This is a genomic window from Jeotgalicoccus sp. ATCC 8456, from assembly GCF_016313225.1.
Lineage (GTDB): Bacteria > Bacillota > Bacilli > Staphylococcales > Salinicoccaceae > Jeotgalicoccus > Jeotgalicoccus marinus.
Map to the genome: position 1 here is coordinate 64,647 of NZ_CP066224.1, position 18,295 is coordinate 82,941.

Annotated in this window: 18 protein-coding genes, 7 tRNA genes and 1 riboswitch; of the genes, 18 read left to right on the top strand and 7 right to left on the bottom strand. The window is 36.6% G+C overall.

Annotated elements, in window-relative coordinates:
- Nucleotides 1-242: 242 nt before the first annotated feature.
- Nucleotides 243-1,106, bottom strand: a complete 864-nt coding sequence (locus tag JEM45_RS00455; protein WP_198687523.1) for a VOC family protein — start codon at nt 1,104-1,106, stop codon at nt 243-245.
- A gap of 129 nt (nt 1,107-1,235) precedes the next feature.
- Between JEM45_RS00455 and JEM45_RS00460 the strand changes: the two genes are divergently transcribed.
- The gene (locus JEM45_RS00460; protein ID WP_035856138.1) at nt 1,236-1,565 is read left to right on the top strand and encodes a winged helix-turn-helix transcriptional regulator; all 330 of its coding nucleotides are present in this window, start codon (nt 1,236-1,238) and stop codon (nt 1,563-1,565) included.
- Nucleotides 1,566-1,624: 59 nt separating this feature from the next.
- On the opposite strand, the gene JEM45_RS00465 is transcribed toward JEM45_RS00460, so the two are convergent.
- Nucleotides 1,625-2,194, bottom strand: a complete 570-nt coding sequence (locus JEM45_RS00465; RefSeq protein ID WP_198687524.1) for a thermonuclease family protein — start codon at nt 2,192-2,194, stop codon at nt 1,625-1,627.
- 211 nt (nt 2,195-2,405) lie between these two features.
- Between JEM45_RS00465 and JEM45_RS00470 the strand changes: the two genes are divergently transcribed.
- From JEM45_RS00470 to JEM45_RS00515, 10 genes are all read left to right on the top strand, one after another.
- Nucleotides 2,406-2,477, top strand: a tRNA-Met gene (locus tag JEM45_RS00470).
- A gap of 23 nt (nt 2,478-2,500) precedes the next feature.
- A tRNA-Asp gene (locus JEM45_RS00475) sits at nt 2,501-2,576 on the top strand.
- Between the two features lie 21 nt (nt 2,577-2,597).
- Nucleotides 2,598-2,670 (top strand) — tRNA-Phe (locus JEM45_RS00480).
- Between the two features lie 8 nt (nt 2,671-2,678).
- Nucleotides 2,679-2,749 (top strand) — tRNA-Gly (locus tag JEM45_RS00485).
- A 7-nt stretch (nt 2,750-2,756) separates the two neighbouring features.
- Nucleotides 2,757-2,831, top strand: a tRNA-Asn gene (locus tag JEM45_RS00490).
- Nucleotides 2,832-2,843: 12 nt separating this feature from the next.
- A tRNA-Glu gene (locus tag JEM45_RS00495) sits at nt 2,844-2,915 on the top strand.
- Between the two features lie 37 nt (nt 2,916-2,952).
- A tRNA-Ser gene (locus tag JEM45_RS00500) sits at nt 2,953-3,040 on the top strand.
- Between the two features lie 205 nt (nt 3,041-3,245).
- Nucleotides 3,246-4,295, top strand: a complete 1,050-nt coding sequence (locus JEM45_RS00505) for a 2,3-butanediol dehydrogenase (protein WP_198687525.1) — start codon at nt 3,246-3,248, stop codon at nt 4,293-4,295.
- A 124-nt stretch (nt 4,296-4,419) separates the two neighbouring features.
- Nucleotides 4,420-5,277: a fructosamine kinase family protein gene (locus JEM45_RS00510; RefSeq protein ID WP_026866646.1), complete on the top strand. Its 858-nt coding sequence runs from the start codon at nt 4,420-4,422 to the stop codon at nt 5,275-5,277.
- Between the two features lie 58 nt (nt 5,278-5,335).
- Nucleotides 5,336-6,118 carry a CHAD domain-containing protein gene (locus JEM45_RS00515; protein ID WP_026866647.1) on the top strand — a complete coding sequence of 261 codons (783 nt, stop codon included), beginning with the start codon at nt 5,336-5,338 and terminating at the stop codon, nt 6,116-6,118.
- Nucleotides 6,119-6,178: 60 nt separating this feature from the next.
- Here JEM45_RS00515 and JEM45_RS00520 read toward each other — a convergent pair whose 3' ends face one another.
- Nucleotides 6,179-6,934: a MerR family transcriptional regulator gene (locus JEM45_RS00520; RefSeq protein WP_198687526.1), complete on the bottom strand. Its 756-nt coding sequence runs from the start codon at nt 6,932-6,934 to the stop codon at nt 6,179-6,181.
- Nucleotides 6,935-7,196: 262 nt separating this feature from the next.
- Here JEM45_RS00520 and JEM45_RS00525 point away from each other — a divergent pair, with 262 nt between their 5' ends.
- The gene (locus tag JEM45_RS00525; protein ID WP_026866649.1) at nt 7,197-7,664 is read left to right on the top strand and encodes a hypothetical protein; all 468 of its coding nucleotides are present in this window, start codon (nt 7,197-7,199) and stop codon (nt 7,662-7,664) included.
- 58 nt (nt 7,665-7,722) lie between these two features.
- Here the strand turns inward: JEM45_RS00525 and JEM45_RS00530 are convergent, their stop codons facing one another.
- Complete coding sequence (locus JEM45_RS00530) at nt 7,723-8,322, bottom strand: DUF5067 domain-containing protein (RefSeq protein ID WP_198687527.1); 600 nt, start codon at nt 8,320-8,322, stop codon at nt 7,723-7,725.
- A gap of 75 nt (nt 8,323-8,397) precedes the next feature.
- A complete protein-coding gene (locus JEM45_RS00535; RefSeq protein ID WP_026866651.1) occupies nt 8,398-9,315 on the bottom strand; it encodes a 1,4-dihydroxy-2-naphthoate polyprenyltransferase in 918 nt (305 codons plus the stop codon).
- A gap of 116 nt (nt 9,316-9,431) precedes the next feature.
- On the opposite strand from JEM45_RS00535, the gene JEM45_RS00540 reads away from it, so the two are divergent.
- The 5 genes from JEM45_RS00540 to menE are packed head-to-tail and all read left to right on the top strand — an operon-like array spanning nt 9,432 to nt 15,517.
- Nucleotides 9,432-10,826 carry an isochorismate synthase gene (locus JEM45_RS00540; RefSeq protein WP_026866652.1) on the top strand — a complete coding sequence of 465 codons (1,395 nt, stop codon included), beginning with the start codon at nt 9,432-9,434 and terminating at the stop codon, nt 10,824-10,826.
- Nucleotides 10,789-12,456, top strand: a complete 1,668-nt coding sequence (menD, locus tag JEM45_RS00545) for a 2-succinyl-5-enolpyruvyl-6-hydroxy-3-cyclohexene-1-carboxylic-acid synthase (RefSeq protein ID WP_026866653.1) — start codon at nt 10,789-10,791, stop codon at nt 12,454-12,456. Before JEM45_RS00540 ends, menD begins: the two co-directional genes overlap by 38 nt.
- Entirely contained in the window at nt 12,446-13,237 is a 792-nt protein-coding gene (gene menH, locus JEM45_RS00550; protein WP_198687528.1) for a 2-succinyl-6-hydroxy-2,4-cyclohexadiene-1-carboxylate synthase, read from the top strand. The genes menD and menH overlap by 11 nt, the downstream gene beginning before the upstream one ends.
- Nucleotides 13,234-14,052 carry a 1,4-dihydroxy-2-naphthoyl-CoA synthase gene (menB, locus tag JEM45_RS00555; RefSeq protein WP_026866655.1) on the top strand — a complete coding sequence of 273 codons (819 nt, stop codon included), beginning with the start codon at nt 13,234-13,236 and terminating at the stop codon, nt 14,050-14,052. The genes menH and menB overlap by 4 nt, the downstream gene beginning before the upstream one ends.
- A 55-nt stretch (nt 14,053-14,107) precedes the next feature.
- Nucleotides 14,108-15,517: an o-succinylbenzoate--CoA ligase gene (gene menE, locus JEM45_RS00560; protein WP_198687529.1), complete on the top strand. Its 1,410-nt coding sequence runs from the start codon at nt 14,108-14,110 to the stop codon at nt 15,515-15,517.
- On the opposite strand, the gene yidD is transcribed toward menE, so the two are convergent.
- A complete protein-coding gene (gene yidD / locus JEM45_RS00565; protein ID WP_026866657.1) occupies nt 15,507-15,746 on the bottom strand; it encodes a membrane protein insertion efficiency factor YidD in 240 nt (79 codons plus the stop codon). The two genes, menE and yidD, sit on opposite strands and share 11 nt — an antisense overlap.
- Nucleotides 15,747-15,820: 74 nt before the next feature.
- Here yidD and ytkD point away from each other — a divergent pair, with 74 nt between their 5' ends.
- Nucleotides 15,821-16,279, top strand: a complete 459-nt coding sequence (gene ytkD, locus JEM45_RS00570) for an RNA deprotection pyrophosphohydrolase (protein ID WP_026866658.1) — start codon at nt 15,821-15,823, stop codon at nt 16,277-16,279.
- 56 nt (nt 16,280-16,335) lie between these two features.
- Here ytkD and pckA read toward each other — a convergent pair whose 3' ends face one another.
- Nucleotides 16,336-17,910 carry a phosphoenolpyruvate carboxykinase (ATP) gene (gene pckA, locus JEM45_RS00575; protein WP_198687530.1) on the bottom strand — a complete coding sequence of 525 codons (1,575 nt, stop codon included), beginning with the start codon at nt 17,908-17,910 and terminating at the stop codon, nt 16,336-16,338.
- Nucleotides 17,911-18,120: 210 nt separating this feature from the next.
- Nucleotides 18,121-18,223, top strand: a riboswitch (SAM riboswitch).
- Nucleotides 18,224-18,295: the final 72 nt, after the last annotated feature.

The following is an 18,295-nucleotide window of genomic DNA, read 5'->3' on the forward strand; positions in this document are numbered from 1 at the left end:
TAGACATATTATAAACTGTTTTAGAAGTATCTGGAAATTATCTGCTTATAGACAAAGAGAAGCCGTACTCTGGGTCTGAGTACGGCTTCATATAATGTGCGAATATAGATTAAAGTAGCTGAAAATGATTTTTATAGAATTAATAAGAGGGGGCCTATTAATGTTTAATTGATAATCATTTTCAATTACTAATATACAATGTAATTGAGAATGAGTCAACGGTAATTGAGAAAGTTTTTCAATTAACTATGACTATTTTGTGTCACAAGATGTACGTGTGTCCCTGATGGATCAACAGCATCGACAAATGAATCATTAACTTCAACTTGATAACCAAGTTCTGTTAATCTTGATACTGCAGAATCTAGAACGTCTTGTGATGGGTATATTAAATCAAAATAATCGAGGCCAACTGTACCTTTTTCACTAGCAGGTGCACCCACGCCATTCCAAACATTAATTGCAATATGGTGATGATAATTTTCACTAGACATAAACAGAGCCTGTCCACCAAAACGTAGAGCAACATTTAAGCCGAGCCCTTCAGTATAGAACTCTTCACCTTTTACTAGGTTTCCAACATGAAAGTGAACATGTCCCATTATAGTACCTTCAGGTAATCCTTTAAAGTCATTTGGGTTAGGCTGATTCTTAAGTAAGTCTTCAGCGTTTAAACGTTCAGTAACCATATGCACTTGACCGTCGTTCCAAATCCATTGATCAGGATCTCTATCAATATAGATTTCAATGCCATTACCATCGATATCTTCTAAATACAATGCCTCACTAACGTGGTGATCAGCAGAACCAAGTGGCACACGTTTTGATGCTAAATGCATAGTGATTAGTGCTAAGTCTTCTCTCTTTGGTAAGAGTAGTGCAAAGTGATATAAACCGCTTGTACGGTGATTAGGACGGTCGCTTTCTGCAAGATTAATTCTTAATAGTGTGTGTTTCCCATCTACTGTGAAATCGACTGATGTCTCAGTTTTAGATAACACTTTAAAACCAATTATATTTGTATAAAAATCAGTTGATTTTTCTAAATCTTTTACATTTAATGAGACAGTGTTTGTATAAATTGCATTATTTTTATGAAATTCCATAACTATTCCTCCATTTACTAACCTTATGTAACCAAGTATACAATTATAATTACATAATAGCAAGTAATATATTTTACTTTTATTAGGTGGTGATTTGTGCTATTATATATTGAAAGAGGAGTGATATGTATGGCTCAACACGAAATGTGTCCCCGTTTTGAAAAAGCGGTCAATATATTAAGCCAACGATGGACTGCACTATTAATCTATCAGATGATGGACGGAAACTCTCGATTTGGTGAAATTCAGTCTGCAACTGGCGTAAGTGGTAAGGTTTTATCAGATCGTTTGAAGAGTATGGAACAAGAAGGACTTATTACACGTGAGGTAATTCCAGAGACACCTGTTGTTATTAAATACTCATTAACAGAAAAAGGGAAGTCTTTAGAACCGGTACTTAAAGACATTGAAGACTGGTCTCAAAACTGGATTGAACATCCAGATAAACAAGAAGCATAAGTGAAAAACACCACATATCCTCTTTAATGACATAGTGTCATAGGATATGTGGTGGTTTATTATTCAGACCAAACGCCAACTTGATTTTGTTTCGCTTCTTCCTCAGCATCACGTAATATGTCTTCATATTTATCATTAGGAGGGTGAACGTAATCGACAGTGGCTAAGCCTTCACGTACAAGCGTTTCATTAACCATTTCACCATCAGCATAGACATATGCAAGGTAGCGGTCGTATTGATCAGTTTTTTCTTCATCGAACTCAACTGTAATTTCTTGAGCGTTATCTAAGAGTTCTTGTGTTCGTTCAAATGCTTCTTGTGCATAAGGATCATCTTCATCACCATCTCTACCGATTTCAGGTGTATTGATAATTAGATATCTAAAATTATGGGTGTCACCTTGATAGTTAAATCGTGTCGTATCACCATCAATATGTTGGTCCACAGTAACTACATTATCTGAAGAAGTTTCGGCAGATGAATTTTCGTCGTCATTACCTGCGAAATTATCGTTATAGACCGTAACACCAATAAAGAGTAGTAGGATGACTATCATTCCAGGAATACCAAGTTTTTTAAGATGTCTAGGTCTAATTAATTTGTTATTTGGTTTGTTTTCGTTAGCCATGAGAACTTCCTTTCCGTATACTTATAGTTTAATCTTATAATTCTTTAATACTGAAAACAATTGTTTATCTCATTAGAGATTTTAGATATAAACCTATGATAGTAAAGAAAGTGTAAATTTGATATAAGAAAAGTGTTAAAAACACTTGAATTGTAATGTGGAAACAAGTATTATAGGTAACAGACATTAAATATATGTTAAATAATATTATCGCGGGATGGAGCAGTGGTAGCTCGTCGGGCTCATAACCCGGAGGTCGTAGGTTCGAATCCTTCTCCCGCAATTTTCTTATGCTTTACAAAAGCGGGTCCCGTGGTGTAGCGGTTAACATGCCTGCCTGTCACGCAGGAGATCGCGGGTTCGAGTCCCGTCGGGACCGCCATTATTATTTATCATAAAGTATGGTTTAGTAGCTCAGTTGGTAGAGCATGTGATTGAAGCTCACAGTGTCGGCGGTTCGATTCCGTCCTGAACCATTTTTAATGCGGGTATAGTTAAATGGTATAACCTCAGCCTTCCAAGCTGATGTTGTCGGTTCGATCCCGTCTACCCGCTCTTTTATTCCACAGTAGCTCAGTGGTAGAGCTATCGGCTGTTAACCGATCGGTCGTAGGTTCGAGTCCTACCTGTGGAGCCATTTTTTTGTTATGGCCCGTTGGTCAAGCGGTTAAGACACCGCCCTTTCACGGCGGTAACACGGGTTCGAGTCCCGTACGGGTCATATTCAGAAGTGTAATCGCACTTCTGTTTTTTATTTTGGACAGCTGGCCGAGTGGCTGAAGGCGCACGCCTGGAACGCGTGTAAACGGCAACCCCGTTTCGAGGGTTCAAATCCCTCGCTGTCCGTTACATAACTCTATAGTAATGATGGAGAGAGTGGACACGTGTCTAAATGCGTGTCCATTTTTTATGCTCTCATTTAGTAAAATTAAAGGTTCACATATATGTCATAATAATCTAAAAACTTTTATGAATATCATGGATATTATTTGAAAAATTTTGTATTTAAGAGATAATAATAGTAGAACAACATTTGAAAGGATGATTGCAAGTGAGAGCGGCAGTATTTTACGAAGCAAAAGACATTCGCGTAGAAGATGTTGAAATACCAGAAGTTAAAGAGAATGATGTTAAGGTTAGAGTGGCATGGACGGGTATTTGTGGAAGTGATTTACATGAATACAACGCAGGTCCAATTTTCATTCCAAAAGATGAAGCCTCGCCATTAACTGGAAGACAAGCACCATTGACTATGGGACATGAGTTCTCTGGCGTGATAGAAGAAGTTGGTAGTGGGGTAGATGGCCTTAAAGTAGGAGATAAGGTTACTATCAATTCTCTAATTACAGGTAAGGTTCATGACAATCCTTTAGTTGACATGTACAAAGGATTTACCTTTGTTGGTCTCGGTAGTGATGGTGGATTTGCTGACTTTACAGTTGTTGATCAGCGAAATATAGTCAAATTACAAGATGACACATCATTACAAATTGGAGCGCTTGTAGAACCTACAGCTGTTGCATTACAAGCTATTAGAGAATCTGAAATGAATTTCAGTGATTCTGTTGCAGTATTTGGGGCTGGACCGATTGGGTTGTTAACTGTTATTGCAGCTCGTGCAGCTGGTGCTAAGGATATTATCGTTTTTGATTTAAGTGATAATCGCTTAGAAAAAGCTAAAGAAGTTGGAGCAACTTATGTTGTTAACTCAGGCAATGAGGACCCTGAAGAATTTGTGAAAAAATATTATCCTGATGGTGTGGATAGAGCTTTTGAAGTCGCAGGTGTTCCGGTAACTGTGAATCAAGCCATTGCTGTGACACGAGCTCGAGGTATGGTAACTATCGTCTCTATTTTTGAAAAAGAAATGGATTTCAATCCAATGTTACTCACGGCAAGTGGTGTAAGAATTTCATCTACACTTGCATATGAGCCAGATATTTTTGAAGCAACTGTTAAAATGATCGAAAGTGGTCAAATCGACCCAAGCCCAGTCATTACAGATCAGATTGAACTGGAAGATGTTGTGACAAAAGGCTTTGAAGAATTGTTAAATAATAAGAATCAATCTAAGATCTTAGTTAAATTAAGTGGAGAATAATATATTTAGTTTTAGTGGCTCTCTGTGCTCATGACAGAGGGCCATTATTCATTTTAACATCAGTTTGCCCATCAACCATTTAGGGAAATAATTTGTATGAGATTGTTGAAAGTGAGTGATGGTCTTGAATCAAAAATGGCATAATAATTTACCAATTTCCGATATTGTTTCTATTAGCCCTGTTGCTGGTGGGGACGTTAATGATGCATATAAAGTAGAAACTAAATCTAAAGAATATTTTCTCTTGGTACAGCCGAACCGTACTGAGGCATTTTATTTATCTGAAGCAGCGGGTCTTAAAAAGTTTGCTGAGATTGGTGTCAATGCACCAAAAGTAATCAGTAGTGGGGAAATCGATGGTGATGCATATTTACTGCTTTCATTTATTGATGAGGGCAGTGGTAGTCAAGCTGATTTAGGTCATATGGTGGCTAAATTACATTTAGAACATAATGAAAATGGTCAATTTGGTTATGATTTTCCACATGAAGGTGGGGATATGACCTTTGATAATGCATGGACGGATTCTTGGATAGAACTATTTGTGGAACGACGACTCGATGTAATTCGAGATATAGTCTTAGAAAGAGGTTACTGGAATAAGGATGACCTAGATCTATACGATAAAACACGCCAGGTCATCGTAAAAACGTTAGAAAACCATAATAGCAAACCGTCATTCTTACATGGTGATTTGTGGGCAGGAAATTACATGTTTGAACGTGATGGGACACCTGTCTTATTTGATCCGTCCCCATTCTATGGAGACCGTGAGTTTGATTTAGGTGCGACAACTGTTTTTGGTGGATTCAGTGGCGACTTCTATGATGCTTATGATGAGGCTTATCCATTAGAAGCTGATGCATGGAAGCGGATTAGGTTTTATAAATTCTATTTAATTTTTGTACATCTTGCGAAATTTGGTGGCTTATATAAGAGCAGCTGTAAAGAATTAATGATGGATATTATTTCAGAAGCATAAATTACTAGTAGTGGGGGTATATATTATAAAATTTCACTAATAGTGAGGGCGATGAAATATGGAAGAAGCTAGAAAAGTAATGTATAAGAGACTGAAAGTTTTGCATAAGGCGTATACTAATTTTAGAAATAATCCTTTTAATCCAGACTATGCGCATGAAATACGCACAAATAGTAGGAAACTGAGAAGTATGTTTAACTTTTTAAAAAATTCTATGGATGAAGCGGACTATGATCATGTTAATAATTCATTGAAAGACTTTGCTTCTATCTATGGACCAGTTAGGGAAATTGATGTATTAAATGATTGGTGTACAGTTGTTGCGACTAAAGAACCAGAGTTAAGTAATGAATACAAAGAATTATTTAATCATTTTACTAAAGAACGTCGCCGTGAAATGAACCGCACATTTAATAAAACGAATACTTTAACCTCAACAACAGCAATAGACGATGCAACAAAAGCCATTGAGCAATTATCTTTTAAAAAGCCAAAAAAACTAGATAAGGACATTAAGAAGCAATTGCAAAAGAAAGAAGAAAAGTTGCTGGAAAACTTTGAGCATTTAGATTTAGAAGACTATGAAGGCGTACATGAATTAAGAAAAGAAGCAAAAAAATTACGCTATCCTGCTGAGGATTTAGGTAAATTATCGTCTGTGACGCACAAGAAGATTGCATCAAAGGCAGAAGATATTCAGGATGATTTAGGTCAACTGACAGATGCAGAGGTAAATATTAGATTGCTTAATAACTATGCTGAGAAAACTGATAATGAATCGCTTAAGCAATTATTTTTAGACCTTGCTGACATACAAAAGCAAGAGTTGCCTAGCAAGTAAAAAATGCATGCCATGAAGCATGCATTTTTGGATTATATAAGTTTAATCAATTTTTCACACTTATTTTGTATACTCAAGCACTGCGTCTCTTAAAAATTCAGCACCCTGATCTACATGTTGATTATAATAGTGCTTGAATCGTTCGTCTTGAACGTACATTTCCACCAAGCCTCTATGCGCTTCTTTAGAATAAGAAGGCCAGCTGAAGCTTAGCCACTCCTTATGTTTACTCGCGAGTAGTTTGGCAGCTTCAGAAGCTGGATCATTAGTTTGTATTGCTGTTTTTAACAACTCGATAATTTCTTGTTCTAGATTTCTGAACGCTTCGTAATCATCTTCACTCATGCCCATTAATTTTGCATTGCTTTCGTCTATGGTTGTATCACCATATTTTGCTCTAATCTCAATGCCGAATTCTGCTTCGTTTTTATTGATTAAATCTTTTTTAAACCCTTCAAATTTTTCTTGATCTGACATATCGATCTCTCCTTTATGATTCAAAATCGTCTTTTCCACGGTTTTGATTATTTCGTCGAGGTGGGTACGTTCGTCAGTCAATGCTTTATAGTGCGCATTTAAAGTGTTAAGCGCTTCAAAATCACTATCATTAATCATCTGTTTGATTTCTTTTAAGCCAACATCCAATTCTCGATAAAAAAGAATCTGCTGCAGCAAATCGACTTCTTTTTTACCATAAATTCGATAACCTGATGTTGAGATTTTAGCTGGCTTGAGTAAGTCAATCTGGTCGTAATATCTCAATGTACGACTAGAAACGCCTGATAATTTTGCGAGCTGACTGACTGTATATTCCATATCATCCCTCCTGACATTTCTCATAATAAGAGTTGACGTAACGTCAAGGTCAAGTGTTTATTTAGAATTTTTGTTGTTGGTAGATATAAAGAGGGCAATGGCAAGAATTAAGAAGGCAAAAAAGGCAATACCAATTGCTATCAGTACCTGAATCATATTTATCTCTCCTTCGTTATCATCTTCAATGTATCATATTTATTTAGATGACATAAATTTAATGGTAAAATAATGTAAAGGAACTATAGAAAGAAGTTGAGAATAAATGGATCCCTTATCAGTATGGTTAGATGTAATTGTTATCGTCGGCTTGTTTATTGCCCTAATTGTGGCCTTAGGTGCATATACAGCAAGAAAACGTTCTGAAGTGATGACGACACAACCGAAATTAATGATTGATGAAGTGGGTTGGCGAACGGATGACCGCGGTAGATATATGATGTTTCGCGTAGAAAATAAGAGTGATAACCCATTTCAAATTAGTAAGGTCTATGTAAAAGGTTATGATTTTACGACTAAATATCATTACATCAAAGAAGAAGATGAGAATGATGTTGTCATCATAAAATTTTATATGCAACCTGACCAAACACTCAATTCTCGCATTAGAATAAATTATCGAGACTTTAATAATAAACCCCACACAGTAATGTCAGTTCGCCTAGATATGGAAGGTGGAGAACTCACATATGAAGCTGAAGGAACGAAATTCATTTTAACCAAAACCAAATAATGTCATAAAAAAAGGTCAATGTGATATCACATTGACCTTTTGGCTTATAAGTAGAAGACTATTCTTCAGAATCTTCACCAGACTCTTCTGATTCAGCAGAATCTACTGCAGAGAAGTCAAGTTCTAGCGTTTCGTCAAGTTCTTCTGTTTCCTCTAACGGGTTTTCTCTAGCCTGAAGGTGAGTGTCCATCTCGGGATCGAGTGGTCCATATACAACAACAGCAGTCGAAGATTCCCCTGCATCCACTAATTCTGAACTTGCTGCCTTACCTTCATCGAACTCGCTGCCATCTTCTAAATCCATTGTTAAGTTATCTGTCGGTGCTTCACCTGCATCACTAAGTTGCCTAACAGCTAAGTCTAAACTGAATGATTCAGAAGGTGTTACAGCATTGTCGGTTGTATTTTCAAAATCAAATTCGACGGCAACTGCAGGTACAGACGTTTCATTACCTTCTTCGTCTGTTGATGGTACTTCAACGACTGTAAAGTTATTGAAAGTGTAGTCACCATTTGCCCCTGAATACGAAAGTGAATCTTCGCTCGCTTCTTCTGTGCCTTCATTGTCTGCTTGTTCTTCATCTGTGACATTACCACACGCAGCAAGTGCTAGGGTTAATGCCATACCTCCCATAATAAATGGTTTTTTAAAGTCCATTATAAATCCCCCTAAGTTTGATTACTCAACTTCAATTATATAGAATTTTTTGTTAAATACAATTTCTAATTGAAATTATATTCCAGTTAAGCCATAAATGATAAGGCCTATTGTCATAAGTAGCCCCATCACTGTGTTTAATTTACCCATTGAAGCCATTGCTGGAATCAATTCGACAGGGGTATTCCCTTTTTTCATCAGCATAATTGTTTTTATGGCTAAGGGAATTGATAGAAGAGGAATGAGTAGAAATACTGACCCCATATCTGTGAAAAATGCCATATAAATTAAGAATAAGTATGAAAATAGTAACAACACGGCTGCAGTCGCTACAGCAAATGGTTTACCGACTAATATCACATATGTTTTTCGGCCGCTCTCCTTATCTTTCTTACGGTCCCGAATATTATTCGCCATATTCAAAAGACCGATAGTGATTGCTGATGGTATTGACATCAGTAGTGGGAAAACATGAAGTGTACCAGTATGGATATAAAAGGTAATCATTATGATAACTGTTCCCATGAAAAATCCGGCAAATATTTCACCGAAAGGCGTCCAAGATATTGGAATAGGCCCGCCTGTATAGAGGTAACCGATCGCCATAGAAATCGCACCAACTAAGAGAATCCAAAAGGAAGAATTAATCGTGATGATTATGCCTAGTATCCCAGCGATTACATAAAAGCTAATCGCAATAGACAAGACAAGCTTCGGGCTCATGCCATTTCTGACAATGGCACCAGCAATACCAACAGACTCATGGGAATCGAGACCACGTTTAAAGTCGTAGTACTCGTTGAACATATTCGTTGCAGACTGAATTAACAAAGTTGCAATTAACATGAGAAAGAACATGGTCCAGCGAATATCACTGAACAACATGACACTCGCCGTACCAATAAAGACCGGAACAAAACTTGCTGTTAATGTATGAGGTCGCGTTAGCATTAAATATTTTTTAATTCCTGTATGAACAGTAGCTTCTTGCATGACTTTCTCCTTTAAAACATGATGTGCTTAATTTTATCATATTTAAGTCTTGTCCATACACACAGTCGTTAAAAAATGATAAAATAAAACTAATTATATTGAAGGTAGTGTGACTCATGAAATTAGAATCGTCTAAAACTTTTATAGAGCAGATCACTTTGGATTCTGATCGTCAGTATTTAACTTTGCATCTCCCTATAAATGAATATCAAATCGACGAAGAGCAAATTTTTACTTATTTCAAGGAATCCAAGGGCTCACGCTATTGGTTTAGGTCAAAAGATAATACATATAATACGATTGGCATTAATTATATAGATAGTATCTGGAGAGATCGATTTAATCCAATTGCTCTACAGGAAAGTAAACAAAAATTATTTTCAAATATTCAAATGGAACCACTTGCAGATTACTTAAAATCAAAATTGAACTTGTTTGGTGGCACACTGTTTGATGATAAGGATACTACGGATGAGTGGAATGAGTTTAGAATGGTCGAATTCCATTTACCAGAATGGCAATTTGATTTAAAAAATCAAGAATTATTTTTAACACGCTTAAAATCTACGGCTAATTTAAATGAGTTAATTGAAGAAATAGATGAAGTCTTATCTTCTATAGAAGCGATTGAGTTAGTGGATAAGGATAAGCCAGTAGTTAAAAGTATGAGAGACATCTTCCCTAAAGAGTGGAAGGAATTAGTTGATGAGGCAATTGAAAAACTGGATGGTGACTTTAAAAAAGTCGTGCTTGCTAGGCAAAAATTAATCAGATTTGAGTCTAAAGCAAAACGCTTGTATTTAATAAGGCGTTTAAAAGACGAGGCAGATACGTACACGATATATTATGAAAAAGGGAAGTCGACCTTTGTATCTAAGACACCTGAAAAATTGTTTTCAATTTATGGTGAAGAATTAAGTACAAATGCGATTGCTGGTTCTATAGAAAGACTCGTTGATCCTGACGAAAACGATGAACACAAGGACTTCTTATTACAAGATGAGAAAAATCTTTTTGAACACAAAGTTGTTAGAGAGTCTATCATCAATGATATTGCACCATTTTCTGATGGTTTAAACTATACTAAGAAACCACAGCTATTAGAAAATAAATATATTTATCATTTGTATACACCGATTCAGGCGATGTTGAATAGTGAAGCTGATGAATTTAAAATATTAAAACAAATTCATCCAACACCAGCAGTCGGTGGACTACCAAAAGAGAAAGCAAGAGAATATATCAAGGAAAATGAATACGGTACAAGAGGTTTATACGCAGCCCCACTTGGCCTCATTCATCAAGATAAGGAATGTGAATTTGCCGTAGGCTTAAGATCTATGTTGATTTCAGCGAGTAGTGCAACCTTGTTTGCAGGATGTGGAATCGTTAAAGGTTCTGATGCAGAAGCTGAATTTCAAGAAACGGAAATCAAGTTCACACCGATGTTAAACGTCCTGGAGGCGACTACTAATGACTTATACAAACGCACTAACAGCGCAAACGTTTAATTATATTGATGCCTTATATGAATATGGCATGTCTGAAATTGTAATTAGCCCTGGGTCGAGATCAACGCCCCTGGCTATTGCTTGTGAATTACATGAACATATTAAAACTTACATTCACCCTGACGAGCGTGGTGCCGCATATTTTGCCATTGGCTTATCTAAGAAAAAAAGACAACCTGTTGGCATCTTATGTACATCAGGTACGGCAGCTGCGAACTATACACCAGCAGTCAGTGAAGCGGGACTCAGCCACATACCATTGATTGTGATTACTTCAGATCGTCCAGCTGAACTTAAAAATGTAGGGGCGCCTCAAGCGATTAATCAAAATGGTATGTTTAGTAATTTTGTTCGCTACCAAACTGAATTACCAGTTGCAGATGATCATGATTCTGCGCTTAGTTTGATTGAAGACAAGGTGCTACAAGCGAGTCAGTACTTTACTGGTGTAAACATGGGACCAGTACACTTTAATATTCCAATTAGAGAACCTATTATGCCTGACGTCGAGCAGTTGGTGCATTTTCATAGAAAACAAAAGGATATAAGTGCACCGTTAACCGTTCCTAGGAATATTGAACGATTAAATGGTCAAGGACTTGTGTTGATAGGAGAAACTGCAGAGGATTTGACTGAATTATTACCGCTACTAAATTCAAAAAATTTAACTGTAATCTGTGATCCTAGACAAAATATAAGAACAAAACTTGATAAGACAATAGTCAACCACGATATGATCTTTTCACATTTAACGGAGTCCTTTAAGGCATACATTGATGAATCAGCGGATTTTATTATTAGAATTGGTGAACCGGTAACATCTAAATTAACAAATAATTTTTTAAAATGGACATCACTCCCACAATTCCTCATCAGTGAATTTCAAGATATTAAACCGTTTCCTAAGACACCAGATGTCACTTATTATGGAACGGTTTGTGAAATTTTACCAAGGTTAGTAGAGCCAACAAATCAAGCTGATTTAAGCAAGCAGTTTGAAGCCTTATCTAATGAAATTAGTCAGTGTGTAGATAAGCACATCAATCAATACGATGATGAAGGTCGATATGTCTATGATATAATTCAAGGCACGAATGAAGAAAGAACATTCTTCTTATCTAGCAGTATGCCGATTCGAGATTTTGAGCGCTATGACACGCCTGTTAAGCATGATGTTTTTTCTAACCGAGGTGCGAATGGTATCGATGGTGTGATTTCAACTGCCTTAGGTTTGGCTACAAAAGAAAAAGTGACTATGCTCATTGGTGATGTATCTATGAACCATGACTTGAATAGTTTATTGATGGCTAAATTAGAAAATATTGATTTTACAATTATTGTTTTTAATAACAATGGTGGTAATATATTCTCGTATTTACCGCAGTATAGTCATAAGCCACACTTTGAGAGATTATTTGGAACACCATTAGATTTAAATTTTGAACATGCTGCTAAATTATATGATTACGAATATAATCGAATAAATTCTATTGAAGCACTGTCTAGTGACATGCTAAACAGGGACGGTCGTCAGTTGATAGAAATCATGACAGATCGTCAATATAACCTAGATAGTCACAATCGTCTTAAAGCTGAAATAAAGCAGTTGGTGACAGATTTTGAAGCTTAATTATGAGTATTTAGATCATAATCAGAGTCAAACGATTATTTTATTACATGGGTTTTTATCGACAAGTAATAGTATGAAAAAGATTGCTGAATCCTTAACTGATATTAGAAATGTTATTTTAGTAGATTTACCAGGTTTCGCAGGTACAAAGAGTGTGGGCATTTCCTATACTATGAAGGATATCGCAAGTGGACTGGATGACATTATTAACGAATTAAATCTTAATCGGGTCGACATATTTGGTTATTCGATGGGTGGTAGAGTGGCGCTTGCCTTTACAGTTTTACAGCCTGATAGTGTTGAACTCCTGATTTTAGAAAGTGCCTCAGCAGGTATAAAGGATGAGGCAAATAGAGTGAATAGACAACAGATTGATAAAGACCGACATGATAAGATGATTGAGAACTATCAGATGTTTTTAAAGGACTGGCAAGCACTGCCTCTGTTTAATAGTCAACAACATATAGATCCAGACATTTTAAATCAACAGCAAAGTGAACGACAAAGCCTAAATCCATCGGAAGCAGCAGATAGCCTACTCAAGTATGGTACCGGAGTCCAAGACCCCTACTGGGATGATATAAAAAGCATCTATCAACCGGTCTTATTAATGGTAGGGCAAGAGGATGAGAAGTTCGTCTCTATAGGTAAAACGATGTCACAGCTTATAAAAAGTGCTAAACTAGAAATAGTAGAATCTTGTGGACATAATATACATCTAGAATCATTTGATGTCTTCATTAAAATACTGAAAGCTTATTTACAGGAGGAAAATTCATGACTAGAGTTTGGGAAACAATTAAAGAATATACTGAGATTAAATATGAATATTATAACGGTATTGGTAAGGTTACGATAAACCGTCCGGAAGTACATAACGCGTTTACACCGGATACAGTGCAACAAATGATTGATGCCTTTACACGTGCAAGAGACGATCAAAGAATTTCTGTGATCGTTTTAACTGGTGAAGGGGACAAAGCCTTCTGTTCAGGTGGAGACCAGAAGAAACGTGGTCACGGTGGCTACGTTGGGACAGACGAAGTGCCCCGTCTAAATGTACTTGACCTACAAAGACTTATCCGTATCATTCCTAAACCAGTCATTGCCATGGTTGCAGGTTGGTCAATTGGTGGCGGTAACGTACTTCAAGTGGTCTGTGACTTAACAATTGCTGCGGATAATGCAAGATTTGGTCAGACAGGACCTAAAGTAGGATCATTTGATGCTGGTTATGGTTCCGGCTACTTAGCAAGAATCGTCGGTCATAAGAAAGCACGTGAAATCTGGTACCTATGCCGTCAATACGATGCACAAGAAGCACTCGATATGGGCTTAGTCAATACGGTTGTACCGCTAGAACGATTAGAAGATGAAACAGTGGAGTGGTGTGAAGATATTATGAAACATTCACCAACTGCCTTACGTTTCTTAAAAGCAGCAATGAATGCAGACACAGATGGACTCGCAGGTTTACAGCAGTTCGCTGGAGATGCAACATTACTTTACTACACAACAGATGAAGCGAAAGAAGGCCGCGATGCGTTCAAAGAAAAACGAAATCCTGACTTCGATCAATTCCCTAAATTCCCATAAAGTTTATAGTAAAATCTAACACCCGTCTCTGATGGGTGTTTTTGAGGTGATTTAAATGTCATATAAATGGCTAGAATCTGCTATGTTGGAAAATCCAGACAAGCTAGCGGTTAAATATAAAGATAAGACTTTAAACTACAGACAGTTATATATGAAATCACATGAGTTGTCGACTCACCTAGAAACTTTAAATCAAAAAAGAGTCGGGCTTTTAATCGATAACTCTTTGGACTCAGTGATTCTAATACATGGTCTAATGTTACATGGTGTAGAAATGGTATTATTAAATACACGTTTAACTGGTCATGAAATTAGATCACAGCTTGATGATGTCGTTGTTGATACAGTCATTACGACAATTCAAGCTGAGATACCCGATACTAAAATAATTCATTTTGATGAGCTGTATGACTTGCCATCAGCAACTGCAATGGTGAATCAACCAGATGCGGATGATATATTATCCATTATGTTTACTTCAGGTACCACAGGGCGTTCAAAAGCGGTCCCACAAACCTATGGAAATCACCAGGCATCACATAATAATTGCCAGAATGAAATGAATTATAATGAAGACAGTGTATGGATGATGGTCAATCCAATTTTTCATATTTCAGGATTGTCAGTTATGTTTAGAACTGTAATGAGTCAAAGTACTTTAATTTTAGTTAATAAATTTGACCCTGAATCTGTGTGGTCAATCTTAGAAAATGAAAAAGTTAGCCATACTTCAATGGTTCCTGCGATGCTAAAACGCTTATTAAAATTTAAAGGTAAACACTGCCTTGAAGGCATACTGTTAGGTGGGGCGAGTACAACACCTAAATTGTTAAAAACAGCAATCGACCAAGGATTACCTGTCTATAATTCATTTGGTATGACTGAAACTTGCTCTCAGATTGTTCAAATATCCTCCAATGACAAAAACATTCTAAATGGTACAGTGGGGAATATTCATACTACTGCGACTAAAATCAAGCTAGATGAATCAACCCATGAACTCCTAATTAAAGGAGACTCTGTCGTTAAAGAATACTTAAATGCAGATATGAATCATACAGATGGATATTTCAATACAGGAGACGTCGCGAGTATTGACGATGACGGATACATTTATATTCTTGATCGTCGTAATGATTTAATTATTAGTGGTGGCGAGAACATTTATCCGAAAGAAATAGAAGATGTTGTCTATATGCTTGATGAAGTGAATCGCTGTGTGGTTATTAAAAAAGATGATGACGAGTGGGGGCAGGTTCCCGTTTTACTTTTAGAAGAACCTGTAGATAAGCCCCGTCTATTAAATCATCTTTATGAGCATTTAGCGAAGTATAAAATTCCAAGAGAAATACACTATGTTGATGAGATTAAATTAACATCAACTGGAAAGATATCTAGAACAATTAATAGAAATATGTTTCTAGACCTAGATGAAAAGGTATTGAAAGATGATACTAAGATTTAGATTTTTTCTTCTTTGTATTTACTGGTACCGGATCGAACCCACCTTCATGGAAGGGATGACATTTAAGAATACGCCTTGTTGCTAAGTACGACCCTTTGATTGCGCCATGTTCATTTATAGCATCGATTGCATAATTTGAACAAGTCGGGTAAAAACGACAAGTTGGCGGTGACATGGGGGAAATATTTTTTTGATAGAAATGAACTGCTCTGATTAGAATTTTTTTCATTAGTCAATCACCTTTTAATAGTAGTACAGTTATTGTAGGCCGATAATACGTAGACTGCAAGGGGAGGAGTTTAAATGAAAACATTTAAAGACTTTAAAGGACGCGATGTTACCTTAAAATATGAGTATGTCGATCAGACAGATCATGTGCTAATTATTCCTAAACTTAATAATCAGTTTCTGTTGACGCATCATAAAGAAAGAGGATTAGAATTTCCCGGTGGTAAAGTTGAACAAGGAGAATCACTTGTTGAAGCAGCTCAAAGAGAGCTGTATGAAGAAACAGGTGGTTTGGTAGTAAACTTACATTTCGTTGGAACATACACAGTAAATGACGGTGAAGATACCTTTAGTAAAGCCGCATTCTGTTGTAACATAGAACGCTTGGATGGACTACAAGATTATCAGGAAACACTAGGACCTAAGTTAGTCACACAAATAGAAGATATTGATGATGAAGATAAAAGCGAATTGTTAAAAGATGAATGTATTCTTCATCTATATAATGAAGTAAGAGAACATGGTTGTCAGTAAAATAAACGGACCCAACAAAGAATAATTGTTGGGTCCGTTTTGTATCTAATTATTGTTTAAAATCCGCCTTTAGCTGCAATTTCTGCAGATTCTTCACCGAATTTTTTGAAGTTCTCAATGAATTGATCTTTAAGTGCTTGTGCTTTTTCATTATAAGCATCTTTTGATTCCCAAGTATTAGCAGGCGCTAAAATTTCTTCAGGAACACCTGTGACAGCAGTAGGGATAGATAATCCGAAGACATCATCTTTAACAAATTCACCAAGTTCTAATTCACCGCTGATTGCACGTCTAACCATAGAACGAGTGTGTTTGAGATCCATACGTTTACCAACGCCGTACTCTCCGCCAGTCCATCCTGTGTTAACCAGGTAGACGTTAACATCATGCTTATCAATTAAGTCACCTAGCATATTTGCATATACTGTTGCATGTAATGGTAGGAACGGTGAACCGAAACATGTTGAGAATACTGGTTGTGGAGACGTGACACCACGTTCTGTACCTGCAAGTTTCGATGTAAATCCACTCAAGAAGTGATACATTGCTTGGTCTTTAGATAACTTAGAGATAGGTGGTAATACACCAAATGCGTCTGCAGTTAGGAAGACAATTGTTTTCGGGTGACCTGCAACTGATGGAATACGTGCGTTATCGATATGATTAAGTGGGTAAGCGGCACGTGTGTTTTCAGTTAATGCATCATCATCATAATCGGGATTACCTTCTTCATCAATAACAACATTTTCTAAAACAGAGCCAAATTTGATTGCTTCAAAAATTTCGGGCTCTTTTTCTTTTGATAGGTTGATTGTTTTAGCATAGCAACCACCTTCAATATTGAATACACCATCTTCATTCCAGCCGTGCTCATCATCACCGATTAAATCACGTTCAGGATCTGCAGAGAGCGTCGTCTTACCTGTACCAGATAGACCGAAGAATAGTGCAACATCCTTGTTCTCACCGACATTTGCACTACAGTGCATACTCATTACACCTTGTTCAGGTAATAAGAAGTTCATGATAGAGAAGATGGATTTCTTCATTTCTCCACCGTACTCAGTACCACCAATAAGAATAATTTTCTTCTCTAAGGAAACGAGTACAAATACTTCTGATTTTGTACCATCTACAGCAGGATCTGCTTTAAAAGTTGGTGCAGAGACAATTGTAAATTCAGCGTCGATTGCTAATGCTTCTTCCTTAGTCTCAGGACGAATAAACATAGTTTTAGCAAACATGTTGTGCCAACTAAATTCATTAACAACTTGTAGTTTTAGTTGAGTCTGAGGATCAGCACCAGCATAGCCATTAAAAACAAATAACTCTTCTTTTTCATTTAAGTATGTAGTCACTTTTTCAAACAAATTGTCGAATATTTCTTCAGAAATCGGTTGGTTAACTTCTCCCCAATCGACTTTATTTTCAGATACGCTATCTTTTACGACAAAACGATCTTTAGGGCTACGGCCTGTATATTCACCAGTTTGAGCACGCAGGGCACCAGTGTTTGTTAATGTAGCTTCACCACGTCGTAAAGAAGCCTCTACTAGTTCACTGTTTGATAGTTGTTTGTGTGTTGAGGATTTAGCGACTAAGTCCTCGATTAAACTCTTGTGATTAACCATGATTCGCCTCCAAAAATATTTGAATTAAAACGCATTATTTAGAAATTAGTATAACACATTACTTTTTACGATAACACTATAATAAGAGTACATCTATAAGTAATGATGCACATTTCTAATTTAAGAAATAAATTTAACTTATTATATTAGTTTGATTTGGTCTAAATCTTGATTATCACATATCAATATTGTAATATATAGCTAAGTTATCTCTTATCAAGAGGTGGTGGAGGGATCAAACCCTGTGAAGCCAGAGCAACCTCCTTTTCAAGAAAGGTGCTAAAGAATGCAGAGTAATTCTGAGCGATAAGGGAAAAGGGCGAGCCTTTTTCTCTATATTTATGTGGAGAATAAGGCTTTATTTTTTGCTTTAGGAGATAGCTAA